At 67.0% G+C, this 14,072-nt stretch carries 12 protein-coding genes; 6 read left to right on the top strand and 6 right to left on the bottom strand.

Translation table 11 applies throughout. The features are described from left to right. Positions 1-113: 113 nt before the first annotated feature. Entirely contained in the window at positions 114-1,598 is a 1,485-nt protein-coding gene (locus tag BLQ70_RS21295; protein ID WP_091861449.1) for a M81 family metallopeptidase, read from the top strand. A gap of 212 nt (positions 1,599-1,810) precedes the next feature. After that, complete coding sequence (locus tag BLQ70_RS21300; RefSeq protein ID WP_091861112.1) at positions 1,811-4,147, top strand: heavy metal translocating P-type ATPase; 2,337 nt, start codon at positions 1,811-1,813, stop codon at positions 4,145-4,147. Between the two features lie 85 nt (positions 4,148-4,232). Here BLQ70_RS21300 and BLQ70_RS21305 read toward each other — a convergent pair whose 3' ends face one another. Beyond that, positions 4,233-4,577: a hypothetical protein gene (locus tag BLQ70_RS21305; RefSeq protein ID WP_091861115.1), complete on the bottom strand. Its 345-nt coding sequence runs from the start codon at positions 4,575-4,577 to the stop codon at positions 4,233-4,235. A gap of 556 nt (positions 4,578-5,133) precedes the next feature. On the opposite strand from BLQ70_RS21305, the gene BLQ70_RS21310 reads away from it, so the two are divergent. From BLQ70_RS21310 to BLQ70_RS21320, 3 genes are all read left to right on the top strand, one after another. Further along, positions 5,134-5,289, top strand: a complete 156-nt coding sequence (locus BLQ70_RS21310; protein WP_082009515.1) for a DUF1127 domain-containing protein — start codon at positions 5,134-5,136, stop codon at positions 5,287-5,289. A 184-nt stretch (positions 5,290-5,473) separates the two neighbouring features. Then, entirely contained in the window at positions 5,474-6,877 is a 1,404-nt protein-coding gene (gene trmFO / locus BLQ70_RS21315) for a methylenetetrahydrofolate--tRNA-(uracil(54)-C(5))-methyltransferase (FADH(2)-oxidizing) TrmFO (protein WP_091861119.1), read from the top strand. A 123-nt stretch (positions 6,878-7,000) separates the two neighbouring features. Further along, complete coding sequence (locus BLQ70_RS21320) at positions 7,001-8,311, top strand: MFS transporter (RefSeq protein ID WP_091861122.1); 1,311 nt, start codon at positions 7,001-7,003, stop codon at positions 8,309-8,311. A 19-nt stretch (positions 8,312-8,330) separates the two neighbouring features. Here the strand turns inward: BLQ70_RS21320 and BLQ70_RS21325 are convergent, their stop codons facing one another. From BLQ70_RS21325 to yajC, 5 genes are all read right to left on the bottom strand, one after another. Continuing rightward, complete coding sequence (locus BLQ70_RS21325) at positions 8,331-9,242, bottom strand: phytoene/squalene synthase family protein (RefSeq protein ID WP_244492821.1); 912 nt, start codon at positions 9,240-9,242, stop codon at positions 8,331-8,333. 80 nt (positions 9,243-9,322) lie between these two features. Continuing rightward, a complete protein-coding gene (locus tag BLQ70_RS21330) occupies positions 9,323-9,700 on the bottom strand; it encodes an Mth938-like domain-containing protein (protein ID WP_244512114.1) in 378 nt (125 codons plus the stop codon). An 8-nt stretch (positions 9,701-9,708) separates the two neighbouring features. Then, a complete protein-coding gene (secF, locus tag BLQ70_RS21335; protein WP_091861456.1) occupies positions 9,709-10,671 on the bottom strand; it encodes a protein translocase subunit SecF in 963 nt (320 codons plus the stop codon). Between the two features lie 33 nt (positions 10,672-10,704). Further along, positions 10,705-12,315 (bottom strand): protein translocase subunit SecD, encoded by a 1,611-nt coding sequence (gene secD, locus BLQ70_RS21340; protein WP_061967500.1) that lies wholly within the window; start codon positions 12,313-12,315, stop codon positions 10,705-10,707. Positions 12,316-12,377: 62 nt separating this feature from the next. Then, positions 12,378-12,653: a preprotein translocase subunit YajC gene (yajC, locus tag BLQ70_RS21345; protein ID WP_061968270.1), complete on the bottom strand. Its 276-nt coding sequence runs from the start codon at positions 12,651-12,653 to the stop codon at positions 12,378-12,380. 339 nt (positions 12,654-12,992) lie between these two features. On the opposite strand from yajC, the gene BLQ70_RS21350 reads away from it, so the two are divergent. Then, positions 12,993-13,871, top strand: coding sequence for an ATP-binding protein (locus tag BLQ70_RS21350; RefSeq protein ID WP_091861124.1), 879 nt, complete (start codon positions 12,993-12,995; stop codon positions 13,869-13,871). Positions 13,872-14,072 lie beyond the last annotated feature (201 nt).

The following is a 14,072-nucleotide window of genomic DNA, read 5'->3' on the forward strand; positions in this document are numbered from 1 at the left end:
TGCGGACTGTCAAAGCGTCCGCGTTCCTTGCAATGGAACAATGCGGGCTTGATCTGGAACAGATCGGCGGCCGAGATGCGCAGGCTTCGCAAGCCTGGGAGATTCAACCGATCATGTCCCGCCGCCGCATCCTGCTGGGATCGCTCTTCCACGAGACCCACAGCTTCGTCGACGAAGAGACGACGCTCGCCGACTTCACCATCCGCAAAGGCGCGGAATTGCTGGCCCGCCGCGGCGACGGTTCGACCATCGACGGCTTCCTCGAGGTGGCGGAAACCGAGGACTGGGAGGTCCTGCCGACGATCGACTACGGCGCCTTGCCGGCCGGCACAGTCGCTCATACGGTCTTCGAACGCTTCCTCGCGGAATTCGATGCCGGGCTGAGAGCGGCCCTCGCGGATGGCGGCCTCGACGGCATCTGGCTTGCGCTGCACGGCGCGATGGTCACGACCGCCTGCCTCGACCCGGAAGGCGCGCTGCTGGCCCATATCCGCTCGGTGCCCGGCTGCGAAACCCTGCCGATCTTCGCCGTCTTTGACCTGCACGCCAATTTCACCGCTTCCATGGCGCAGCATGCCAACGCTCTCGTCGCCTATCGCGAGAACCCCCACACGGACGCCCGCGAATCCGCCGTCCGCTCCGCGAGATTGCTGGCGAAGTCGCTCGCGAGCGGGGAGCGCCCCCGCATGCTCTCCTGCAACGCCCCCGTGATCTGGCCGCCGACCGGCACCGGCACGGCCGACCGGCCGATGCGCGACCTCGAAGCGCTGGCGCGCGGGATCGAGCAGGAGAATCCGGCGATCTGGGTCGCCAGCGTCGTCGGCGGCTATTCCTTTTCCGATGTGCCCGAGGCCGGCGTCGCCTTCGCCATCGCCTTCACCGGCCCGGAGGCTCCCGCCCGCGAAGCGCTGGAGCGCCTCACCGCGACTGCAATCGAACTTCGCGAATCCGGCTTGCCGGCGGAATGGGACATCGACGGGGCCGTCGCGGAAATCCTGCGCTCGCCCGGCGGCCCCTATATCGTGGTCGAACCGGCGGACAATATCGGCGGCGGCGCACCGGGCGATGCGACCTCGGTGCTGCGCGCCTTCCTGCGCCATGGCGTCGAGAACTGCGCCGTCGCCATCGCGGACCCCGCCGCCGTTGCCGCCATGGCCGGCGCCAGGCCCGGCGAGACCCGCAAGCTCTCGATCGGCGGCAAGGGCAGCGCCATCGCTGAAGGGCCGGTCGAGATCGAGGCCAGCTTCGTCAGCGCCAGCGACGGCGAATTCGCGCTGGAGGACCTGAACAGCCATCTCGCCGCCGCGCAGGGCTCGCATTTCAGCATGGGGCCCTGCGCGGTCGTGGAGGTCGCGGGCGTCACGGTGCTGCTGAGCAGCCGCAAGACGCCGCCCTTCGACCTCGGCCAGCTCCGCTCGCAGGGCATCGAGCCGGAGACGCTGAAAGCGATCGGCGTGAAGGCTGCGGTCGCGCATCGGCGCGCCTACGACAAGATCGCCAAGGGCAGCTTCACTGTGGCGACGCCCGGCCCCTGCACCAGCCGGATCACCGGCCTGCCCTACAAGCGCCTGCGCCGGCCGGTATTTCCGCTGGATTGAGGCTGCCCTCACGCCGTCATTCTCGGGCGAAGCGCAGCGCAGACTCGAGAATCTCATGACGAGAGGGCGCAAGGAGCCTCCTCGACCTGAGATGCTCGGGTCAAGCCCGAGCATGACGGCCATGCCCTCCAAGTGCATTTTCCCTCTTGAACCTGAAGTGGCTACAGCTTGTAGAGAGGTGTCCCGTAGCGAAAGAGAGACGGAGACACCTCATGGCCGCCCATCCCGAAACTGCCAGCAAAACCCTGTCCTGGAAGGTCGGCGGCATGGATTGCGCGAGCTGCGCGGCGAAGATTCGCGGCGCGGTCGAGCGCCTGCCCGGTGTCAGCGACGTCAAACTCTCGGTGATGTCGGAGACGCTGACGCTGGCGCTCGGTGCCGGAGCGACCACGCCGGAGGCGATCGAGAAGCGCGTCAACGGCCTCGGCTACAGCACTGCCGCGCTGGCGACACCGGCCACCGCGCACCCCGCGCCGGAACAGGACGCCTGCGGTTGCGGCCATGACCATGGTGGCCATGCACATGACCATGATCACAAGCACGACCATTCCGGCCACGATCATTCCGGCCACGACCATGCCGGCCATGACCACGCCCCCAAAGCCGGCAAGCAGTCCGCCACCGCGAAGGATCACGGCCACGGCCTGCCCGGCCATGTCCACGAGGCCACGCCCGATGGCGCGAGCTGGTACCAGACGGCCAAGGGCCGGCTCGTCATTGCCACCGGCCTGTTCCTCGGCGCCGCCTATGCTGCCGGCCTGATCTGGCCGGGCATCGGCCACTGGGCCTTCATCCTGGCCTGCGTCGTCGGCGTCGCCCCCGTGGCGAGGCGCGCCTTCGCCGCGGCCCGCGCCGGCATTCCCTTCACCATCGAGATGCTGATGACGATCGCCGCCATCGGCGCGCTCTTCATCGGCGCGGCCGAAGAAGCGGCGCTGGTCGTCTTCCTCTTCGCGGTCGGCGAGGTGCTGGAAGGCGTCGCGGCCGACCGCGCCCGCGCCTCGATCCGCGCGCTCGGCGATCTCGTGCCCAAGACCGCGATCGTCGAGGAAAACGGCGCGACCCGCCAGGTCGACGCCGCGAGCCTCAGGATCGGCCAGGTCGTGCTGGTGCGCCCCGGCGACCGCATCCCGGCCGATGGCGAGATCACCGACGGCACCTCCGGCATCGACGAGAGCCCGGTCACCGGCGAATCCGTGCCGAAGACCAAGGGCGTCGGCGAGCCCGTCTATGCGGGCTCGGTCAATCGCGAGGCAGCCCTGCGCGTGCGCGTCGACAAGGCGGCCGAGGACAACACCATCGCCCGCATTATCCGTCTGGTCGAGGAGGCGCAGGAGGCGCGTGCCCCGACCGAGCGCTTCATCGACCGGTTCTCGCGCTGGTACATGCCGGCGATCGTCGGGCTCGCCGTGCTGGTCGCGCTGGTGCCCCCGCTCCTGCTCGGCGCCGAATGGTCGGTCTGGATCTACCGGGCGCTGGCGCTGCTGCTGATCGGCTGCCCCTGCGCGCTAGTCATCTCGGTTCCCGCCGCGATCGCCGCCGCCTTGTCGGCCGGCGCCCGCCAGGGCCTGCTGATGAAGGGCGGCGTCGTCATCGAAACCGCCGCCAAGACGGGACTGGTCGCCTTCGACAAGACGGGAACCCTCACCCAGGGCAAGCCGCGCGTCACCGATGTCGTCGCCCTCACCGGCAGCGAGGCGGAGGTCCTGGCCTTCGCCGCCGCGGTCGAGCACGGCTCGGCGCATCCGCTGGCCGAGGCGGTGCTGGAGCGCACCCGCGCCGACGGCATCGCCTACAAGCCGGCGGCCGAAGCTGCGGCATTGGCCGGCCAGGGCGTCACCGGCAAGGTCGACGGCCGTGCGGTCTTCGTCGGCGCCCCGCGCCATGCCGAGAGCCGCGCGCCCTTCGATAAGCGGGCTCGCCTCACGGCCGAGGAGCTGGAGGCCGCCGGCAAGACCGTCGCCGCCGTCATTGTCGACGGCGCGCTCGCCGGCTTCATCGCGCTGCGCGACGAGCCGCGCGAGGATGCGGCCGCGGCCATCGCCGAGCTCAAGGCGATGGGCATCCGCTCGACCATGCTGACCGGCGACAATGCCCGCACCGGCGCCGCCATCGCCGCCGGCCTCGGCATGGAGCACAAGGCCGAACTGATGCCCGACGACAAGGTCGCCGCGATCAAGGCCTTCTCCAGCGAGACCGCCGTGATGATGGTCGGCGACGGCATCAACGATGCGCCTGCGCTGGCTGCCGCCAGCATCGGCATCGCCATGGGATCGGGCACCGATGTCGCGCTTGAGACGGCCGATGGCGCCGTGCTGAAGAGCCGCGTGCGCGACGTCGCGGCAATGATCCGGCTGGCGCGGGCGGCGATGGGCAATATCCGCACGAATATCGCGATCGCACTCGGGCTGAAGGCGGTGTTCCTCGTGACCAGCGTGCTCGGCTATACCGGCCTCTGGATCGCGATCCTCGCCGATACCGGCGCGACCGTGATCGTCACCGCCAATGCGCTGCGGCTGCTGCGCTTCGATGCGGGTAAGGCGAGCTGACGGCGAAAAGGTTGCATACGCTTGTCATTCCGGGGCGCGCCGCAGGCGCGAAGCCCCGGAATGACAAGGTGACTTGACGCGTCTGTCAGACCCGGATGTCGGCGAGCGCACCGGTCTTGTTCGCGTTCTCGCCCTTGGCTTCCATCTGCTTGAGCATCTCGTCGCGGATCTTGGTCATGACGTCGGCCTTGGCCTGGGCGTCGAGCTTGTTGAACTCGTCGTCGCTCATGCCGAGCTTGGCGAGGATCGCGGCCTGAACCCGCTCCTCCGGCGACATCCGCGCAATCTTCAGGAATTCGTCCTCGATCGAGGACGGCGCCGTGACCGAGGTGCTGTTGCTGTTGTCCGCGCTGCTGTCGTTCTGTGCCGCCGGCTTCACCGGATTCGTGAATGGCAGGCTGATCGGCCGGTTCGTGATCGGGTTCGACATGGCTTGCTCCTTTGAGCAAACCGCCAGGCAAGCTTCAGGCCGCCGGGGCCGCTTCACGAAACCGCCCGAGAATCAGCCGTTTACAGGGAGGGCGGCACGTTTCGTGGCCATGCTGTCCAGGAAATTCGGCAAGATCTGCCCGGCAAACGCTGCCGGATGCCGATTGCTTCGTGGCGAAAATGCGCTCCTTCGATCGTCCGAAAACACCGCCGGACCGATCTCCGCTGCAACGCAAAAGTGCCCCGGCGCAACCGCTCGTCATTTAGCAGTTGCAACATGACTATTTTATAGGCAATTGTTGAGTAATCTCACGCTCAGCCGATCGAATGAGCAATTAGTAGGCTGCCGATTTCCGCAATTTTGCCACAAGCATTACGTTCAGCGCAGAACGATCCCAGGAAAATGACCGGAACCTTAACTCGTCATGCATATAGAGCATATCGGAGCTGATGCCGTGCCCCTGTTGGAAGCAGGCTGTCCGGTTTATATGCAGTGCACAACGAAATTATCGCTGTGGGCACCGCCCCGGTCCGGAATACTCGCAAGGAAGACCACCATGTTCGTCACCATGATCGCCGCTAAAATCCGCGCCTACCTCCGCTATCGCGAGACCGTTCGCGAGCTCTCCCGTCTGACCGACCGCGAGCTCGACGATCTCGGCCTGTCGCGCTCGGAGATCTCCTTCATCGCGCGTTCGCACGCCGCGGCCTGAAGGCTTGAGAATGAGAACCGCCGCGCATCGGGCGCGGCGCGTTCCGTGTAGTTTCTCCTGAGGCTCGTGATTCCCCTCCCCTCGAGCTTCGGTCGAAGAGCGAATGCCCGCCTCACGGCGGGCATTTTGCATTTCAGGCCGCCTGTCCCTTGACCTGCGCCCCGGCTGCGGACACATCCCAGCCATGGAACCCGTTCACATCATCGGCGGCGGTCTCGCCGGCTCCGAAGCCGCCTGGCAGATCGCCGAGGCCGGCGTCCCCGTCGTCATCCACGAGATGCGCCCCGTCCGCGGCACCGATGCCCACAAGACCGAGGGGCTTGCCGAGCTCGTCTGCTCGAACTCCTTCCGCTCCGACGATTCCTCCAGCAATGCCGTCGGCCAGCTCCATTGGGAGATGCGCCGGCTGAACTCGCTGATCATGGCCAAGGGCGATGCCCATCAGGTGCCGGCCGGCGGCGCGCTCGCGGTGGATCGCGACGGCTTCTCGCAGGCAGTCACCGCGGCGCTCGAAGCCCATCCCCTCGTCACCATCGATCGCGGCGAGGTCGCCGGCCTCCCCCCGGCCGAATGGAACAACGTCATCATCGCCACCGGCCCTCTGACCTCGCCGGCTTTGGCCGAGGGCCTGCAATCGCTGACCGGCGAGGGAGCGCTCGCCTTCTTCGACGCCATCGCACCGATCGTCCATTTCGATTCGGTCGACATGGATCAGGCCTGGTTCCAGTCGCGCTACGACAAGGCTGGCCCCGGCGGCACCGGCGCCGACTACATCAACTGCCCGCTCGACCGCGACCAGTACGAGGCCTTCATCGACGCGCTGCTCGCCGCCGAGAAGACCGAGTTCAAGGAATGGGAGGGCACGCCCTATTTCGACGGCTGCCTGCCGATCGAGGTCATGGCCGAGCGCGGCCGCGAGACCTTGCGCTGGGGGCCGATGAAGCCGGTCGGCCTGACCAACAAGCACAACCCGACGGTGAAGGCCTATGCCGTTGTGCAGCTCCGGCAGGACAATGCGCTCGGCACCTTGTTCAACATGACCGGTTTCCAGACCAAGCTGAAATATGGCGAGCAGGCTGCGATCTTCCGGATGATCCCCGGCCTGCAGAACGCCGAATTCGCGCGGCTCGGCGGCATTCACCGCAACACCTACCTGAACTCGCCGAATCTGCTCGATGGCCGTCTGCGCCTCAAGGCCGACCAGCGCCTGCGCTTCGCCGGCCAGATCACCGGTTGCGAAGGCTATGTCGAAAGCGCCGCCACCGGCTTGCTCGCCGGCCGCATGGCCGCCGCCGAGCGTCTCGGCCAGGAGCTGTCGCTGCCGCCTGCGACGACGGCACTCGGCGCGCTGGTCAACCACATCACCGGCGGCCACATCGTCACCATCGACGAGGGACCGCGCTCCTTCCAGCCGATGAACATCAATTTCGGCCTGTTCCCGCCGATCGAAGGCGTCGCGACCACCGGCCCCGACGGCAAGCGCCTGAAAGGCCCGGCCAAGACCGTCGCCCGCAAGCAGGCCCTGACGGCCCGTGCCAAGGCCGAGATGGAACGCTGGGCCACCGCTCCGGAAGCCAGCGCGGGCTGATCGCGCCATGCACAGAACGGTTGCCGGAAGGACTATCGCATAGAAGCCAAGCTCTCTGCGCATGGGCCGAGCTGCGATTGTCGATTACAGGTCTCCGACAAGAATCCGGAGGCCCCAGGAACCATGGCAACCACGACAACAACAGCCGGCGGCGCAAGCCAGGCGAATATCCGCAAGGCGGTGACCGCGGCGACGGTCGGCACCGTGATCGAATGGTACGACTACGCCCTCTATGGCGCAGCGTCCGGCCTGATCATCAACAAGCTGTTCTTCCCCAATCTCTCGCCGACGACCGGCGTGCTCGCCGCCTTCGCGACCTTCGCCGTCGGCTATTTCGCCCGGCCCGTCGGCGGCATCGTGATCTCGCATATCGGCGACAAGTTCGGCCGCAAGCCGGCGCTGATCCTGACCATCACGCTGATGGGCCTCGCCACCGTGCTGATGGGCCTGCTGCCGACCTATGAGACGATCGGCATCATGGCGCCGGTCCTGCTGGTGCTGATGCGCCTGATCCAGGGCTTCGGCGCCGGCGCCGAGCTCGCCGGCGCCATCGTGCTGGTGGCCGAATACGCACCGGCCAACAAGCGCGCCTTCTATACCGGCCTGCCGAATGCCGCGACGCTCGTCGGCATCATGCTGGCGACGCTGTCCTTCCTCGCGATCTCCTATCTGCCGGAACAGACCCTGCTCGGCTGGGCCTGGCGCGTACCGTTCCTGCTCTCCGGCGTGCTGTTCTTCGTCGCGCTCTATATCCGCAAGCATCTCGACGAGACGCCGGAATATGTCGAGGCGATGGCCCGCGCCGAGGAGCGCAGGCACGAGCAGTCGGTCCCGCTCGGCCAGCTGTTCCGGGAGAGCCCGAAGGAGGTGCTGTTCGGCTTCCTGTCGGTGACCGCCCACAACGCCAACGCCTATATCCTCAGCGCCTTCTCGCTGAGCTACATGATCAACACGGTCGGCATGAGCCGGACGGACGCGCTGATCGCCGTCACCATCGGCTCGCTCTTCGGCATCGTCGGCGTCGGCTTCATGGGCGCGCTGGCCGACAAGGTCGGCGCGGCAGCGGTCTATATCTTCGGTTCGCTGGTGATCGGTGTCTTCGCCTTCCCGCTGTTCTGGCTGTTCGACACCGGCAGCCTGCTCTGGTGCACGATCGGCATCGCGCTCGGCTACGGCCTCGGCTTTGGCTCGACCTCGGGCGCACAGGGCGCCTTCCTGACGAACCTGTTCCCGACGCGCTACCGCTTCTCGGGGCTGGCGATGTCGCGGGAACTCAACGGCGTGCTCGTCGCCGGTCCGACGCCCTTCATCGCGCAGGCGCTGGTCGGCGCTGCCGGCGGCCGGCCGACCTATGTCGCGCTCTACATCATCGGCTGCTGCGTGCTCTCGATCGCGGCGATCCTGATCATCCGGAGCCGCTCGGTCCACGTCTGACAGGCCGACGGCGTCGCGGTCAGCGGGACCGCGACGCCCGCCACAGCACCCACTGCCGGCGCCAGGCCGGCAGGGTGATGATGGTGCGGTAGGGATCGTATCCCCCGACCTCCATCCGCTTGAGATAGGGCTCGACCAGCGCCACCGGCAGGAAGGCCGGCTTCAGCCCGGACGGAATCGACTCACTCAGGCTGGTGAGCTTCTTCAGGTGCCCGCGCGCGATCTCGCGCAATTCCTTCAGCGTATAGAGCACGCCCGGTCCGCCGCGCCCGCGCACGATGTCGTCGCGTGTCACGCCGTTGCGGGCGAGGATATCCGCCGGCAGATAAACCTGTCCCTCCGCCGCATGCCATGGGAAGGCACGCATCAGCCCGGTCAGCGCATAGGCGACGCCGGCATGGCCGCAGGCTGTCGCGCCACCGGGGTCGCGCCCACCGGCGAGGATGATGCAGGCCAGCCGGATCACCGCGCTCGCCGTCTCGCCGGCATAACCTTCCAGGTCGCGCAGCGACGGCATCGGATCGTCGTAGAGATCGAAGATGCGCGCATCGATCAGCGCCGTCAGCGGCGCGACCGGCAGGCGATAGCGTTTGACCGTATCGAGCAGGGCCGCGGCGACCGGATGTCCTTGAGTCTCGCCGCCTGCCTGACCTTCGAGCACATCGCGCCACCATTGCAGCCGGACCTCGCCCGGCAGCGGCTCGCTCACCAGTGCCCGGACCCGCGCGATCTCGAGGCTGAAGGCATAGAGCGCATAGAGCGCCGCCCGGCGGTCCTCGGGCGCGTAGAGCCCGGCGATATAGCGGTCCTGATCCTGCTCGCGGACGAGCTCGGCGCAATGGGCATAAGCCTCCGGCAGGCGCGCCGGTGCGATCTCCCTGCGGTCGTCGGTATCGGTCTGCGGCATCGTCCCGCCTCGGCCCGTCGTCATGTGGCCGCCTTCAATCTAGGGCAAGCGCCCTGCCCCCGCTACGCGTCGTCGGCATGCCCGGTTTCCCGAATCGCCATTCGTCAGTCGACCGCGATCAAAGCCGCAGCCACGCGCCGATCCTCGCCCACCAGAACATTGTAGGTCCGCGCCGCGGCTCCGGTCGCCATGCCTTCGACGGCGATCCCTGCCTGTTTCAGCGGATCACGCAGAGCGGGCGGAATGAAGGCGATATCCGCGCCTGTGCCGATCAGCAGGAAATCGATCGTCCCGGCCTCGTCGAGCACCGGTTGCAGGCTCTCGATCGTCACCTCGGAAAAGCGCGTCACCGGCCAGATGCGGATACCGATCGGCGTCGCGATGATCGAGCCCTTGTGGCTCATCTCGGCGAAGCGGAACCCGCCCGCGCCGATGGCGTCGAGCGGGAAACGGCCGGGAACGAAGCCCTCGAAGCGGGGCACGGCCGCGATCAGGCCTTGGCCTTGGCAGCGGAAGCCTTGGCGACGCGCGCCGCCTCCTGCGCTTCCTCACGGGCGCCGGCCGAGCGGACGTCCATGTAGAGCAGCACCGGCGTCGAGATGAACATCGCGGAATAGGTGCAGACCACGACGCCGAACAGCATGACCAGCGCGAAGCCCTCGATCGCCGTGCCGCCGAACAGCACGAGCGCCAGCAGCGACAGGAAGGTCGTGGTTGCCGTCATCGCCGTGCGCGACAGCGTCGAGTTCACGGAGAGGTCGAGCAGTTCGGCCACCGGCATGGTCTTGTAGCGGCGCAGCAATTCGCGCGTCCGGTCGAACACCACGACGGTCTCGTTCAGCGAGTAGCCGACGATGGTCAGGATCGCCGCGATCGAGGTCAGGTTGAACTCGAGCTGCGTGATCAGGAAGAAGCCGATGGTCAGCACGATGTCGTGCAGCGTGCCGAGGATCGCGCCGATCGCCAGCGGCATCTCGAAGCGGAACCAGAGATAGATCAGCACGCCGACGATCGCGAGCACGACGCCGAGCGTGCCGGCCTGCACCAGTTCGCCCGAGACGCGCGGACCGACGGTCTCGACGCGGCGGAAATCATAACTGGAGGCGAAAGCCTCGCGCGCCTTCACGACGACCGCCTGCTGCGCCGTCTCGCCGCCCGGCTGCATGCCGAAGCGCATCGAGACCTCGCCGCCGGAGCCGAATTCCTGCACCTCGGCCTCGCCGAAGCCGAGCCCGTTGGCGGTATGGCGGATCTGGGCGATGTCGACGGCCTGTCCCTTCGTCTGCATCTCGATCAGGGTGCCGCCCTTGAAGTCGATGCCGAAATTCAGGCCGACCGTCAGGAACAGCACGAGGACGAGAATCGAATAGGCAGCCGACAGCGGATAGCTGAAGCGACGGAACCAGACGAATTTGAACTTGGTGTTGTCGGGAACGATACGAAGCAGGCGCATGCGCATGGCCAATCTCCTGAGGGGTTGGCAGCGTCAGAACGGGAGGTGCTTGGGCTTGGCCCAGCGGTACCAGATCGCGATCAGCATCCGGGTCAGCGTCACCGCCGTGATGACGGTGGTGAGGATGCCGAGGATGAAGACGACCGCGAAGCCGCGAACCGGGCCGGAACCGAGCGAGAACAGCGCCACGGCCGCGATCAGCATGGTGACGTTGGAGTCGATGATCGTGGCGAAGGCGCGCTGGAAGCCCGCTTCGAGCGCCGAGACGAGGCTGCGCCCTTGATGCTCCTCCTCGCGCATGCGCTCGTAGATCAGCACGTTGGAGTCGACCGCCGTGCCGATGGTCAGCACGATGCCGGCAATGCCGGGCAGCGTCATCGTCGCGCCGAGGAAGGACATCAGGCCGAAGATCAGGCCGACATGGACGAGCAGCGCGATGCTCGCGATCATGCCGAAGATGCCATAGGTCGCCAGCATGTAGATCACCACTAGCACGGTCGCGATCAGGGTCGCCATCTTGCCGGCTTGGATTGAGTCGGCGCCGAGGCCGGGGCCGACGGTACGCTCTTCGACAATCGTCATCCGGGCGGGCAGCGCGCCGGCGCGCAGCAGGATCGCCAGGTTGTTGACCTGCTCGACCGTGAAGTTGCCGGAAATCTGGCCGGAGCCGCCCGTGATCGGCGACTGGATCACCGGCGACGAGATCACCTTGTTGTCGAGCACGATCGCCAGCGGGCGGCCGAGATTCTCGGTGGTGATCTGGCCGAAGCGCTGGGCGCCGCGGATATTGAAGCGGAAATTGACGATCGGCGTGCCGCTGCGCGAATCGAAGGCCGGTTGCGCGTCGATCAGGTCGGCGCCCTCGACCGAGGGCTGGCGCAGGACCGGCACCATCTGGCCGCCCGCATCCTGCGACGGCAGCATGTCGATATCGGCGCTGTTGGCGTCGCCGACGAGGCGGAATTCGAGCTTCGCGGTCTGGCCGAGGATATCCTTCAGCTTCTGCGGGTCCTGCAGGCCCGGCACCTGCACCAGGATGCGGTCGAGCCCCTGGCGCTGGATGTTCGGCTCGGTCGTGCCGAGCGCGTCGACGCGCCGGCGCAGCACTTCCATCGCCTGCTCGACGGCACGGCGGATGCGCTCGTTGGAGCCGGCTTCCGTGACCGTGAGCTGGATCAGCCCGTCGGGCTGCTCGGCGATGATGATCGACTGGTTGCCGGAGGGGCCGAAGGCACCGAGCGTGCCGATCGGCTGGGCGAGCTCGCGCAGCTTGGGCAGAACGCGCCCGCGCTCGGCTGCATCGGGAACGCGGACCTGTACGCCGCGGGGCGTCGTCTGGATGCCGCCCTGGGGTGCTGCACGCTCCTCGCGCAGGATGCGGCGAACGTCGTCGCGCAGCTGGACGACCTGGCTGCGCACCAGCTCGGCCCGGTCGATTTCCAGCAGAACGTGGGAGCCGCCCTGCAAATCAAGGCCGAGCACCACCGCATGGATCGGCAGCAATGCGCGCGGAATCCAGGACGGCGCGTTGGTTTCGATGGCCTTGCGCGTCTCAGGCGACAAGAGGTTCGGCACGGCGAGCCCGCAGCCGACGAACAGCACGAGCAGGACGAGGATGACCTTGCGGGCCTGGAGACGAAGCATCTGCGTGAACAGCCTTGTTATCGCGCCTCAGGCCCCGGTGCGGGGCCTGGGCCGCCGCATTCTCAGTTCTTGACCGGCTCGCTCTTGGAGCGGACGTCCTGGATCATGCCGCGCACGATGCGCACGCGCACGCCGTCGGCGATCTCGACCTCCAGCTCGCCGTCGTCGACGACCTTCGAGACCTTCGCGATCATGCCGCCCGAGGTGACGACCGTGTCGCCGCGGCGCACGTTCTTGATCAGCTCCTGATGGCTCTTCGCCCGGCGCTGCTGCGGCCGGATGATCAGGAACCACATGATGACGAAGATCAGCAGGAAGGGCACGAGCTGGATCAGCATGTCGGTGCCGCCACCGGCTCCTGTCGCCTGGGCGAAAGCGGGGGTGATCACGAATACACTCCTCTGGTACGGCGGCGGCACGCCGCCGACCGCAGGTCTCTAGACAGAAAGACGCGGCAAAACCATCGCCCGGCCGGAAAATCGCGCGGACTATAGCCAGCAACGCCGTGAAATCAATCGGACGCGCCCGGTCGCCCGCACGCAGCCCCTCACCTATGGGTTGGCCGCCATTCGCGCAATGCCCCTTGCGCGCGATCCACGGCGTGGTTTAGCTAGCGGCGAGAACCGTACCGGACGGTACGGTACGGTTCAACGGCACGAAACGAAGGCACGGATGCCATGACCACGACCGCTCCCGACCAGACGCTGGCCACGCTGCTGCGCATCGCCGATGCCCTGGAGCGCATCGCTCCGCCCCGGCGCAAGGCCGCCGACCTCAAGGCCGCCGACGCCTTCGTCTGGCAGGCGGCGGGTTCGGAGCTCGTGCCGGTGCCGAAGGTCAATCGCGTCGGGCTCTCGCTTTTGCGCGGCGTCGATCGCGTGCGTGACACGCTGGCCGAGAATACCGAGCGCTTTGCCAAAGGCCTGCCGGCCAACAACGTGCTGCTCTGGGGCGCACGCGGCATGGGCAAGTCCTCGCTGGTCAAGGCGGTTCATGCCGACACCAACCAGCGCCTCGCCAAGGAAATGCTGCCGCTGAAGCTGATCGAAATCCATCGCGAGGACATCGAGAGCCTGCCGGCACTGATGAGCCAGCTGCGCAACGATCCGCACCGCGCCATCGTCTTCTGCGACGATCTGTCCTTCGACAGCGACGACACCTCCTACAAGTCGTTGAAGGCGGTGCTCGACGGCGGCGTCGAAGGGCGACCGGACAATGTCGTGTTCTATGCCACCTCGAATCGCCGCCACCTGCTGCCGCGCGACATGATGGACAACGAGCGCTCGACCTCGATCAATCCGGGCGAGGCGATCGAGGAGAAGGTTTCGCTCTCGGACCGATTCGGTCTCTGGCTCGGCTTCCACAAATGCAGCCAGGACGAGTATCTTGAGATGATCGACGGCTATGCCGGCCATTTCGGTCTGAACGTCGCTGCCGACGAGCTGCGCCGCGACGCGCTGGAATGGTCGACGACGCGCGGCTCGCGCTCCGGCCGCACCGCCTGGCAGTACATCCAGGATCTGGCAGGCCGGCTGGGCAAGCGGTTGGAGGGGTAAGCCGAACGCCACCGTTATTCTCGGACGAAGCGTAGCGAAGACCCGAGAATCTCGTTCCGGAAGAGGCGCCCTTTTCTGCACGAGATGCCCGGGTCAAGCCCGGGCATGACGAGGCCGAGCAAACGAAAAACGGGGCCGCCCTTTTCTAGGGCAGCCCCGTTCTTTTCGATCGGGAGGGTCTCGCGGAACCGATCGAAGGCT

Origin of the sequence: Allobosea robiniae, assembly GCF_900102525.1 — a bacterium.
GTDB classification, from domain to species: domain Bacteria; phylum Pseudomonadota; class Alphaproteobacteria; order Rhizobiales; family Beijerinckiaceae; genus Allobosea; species Allobosea robiniae.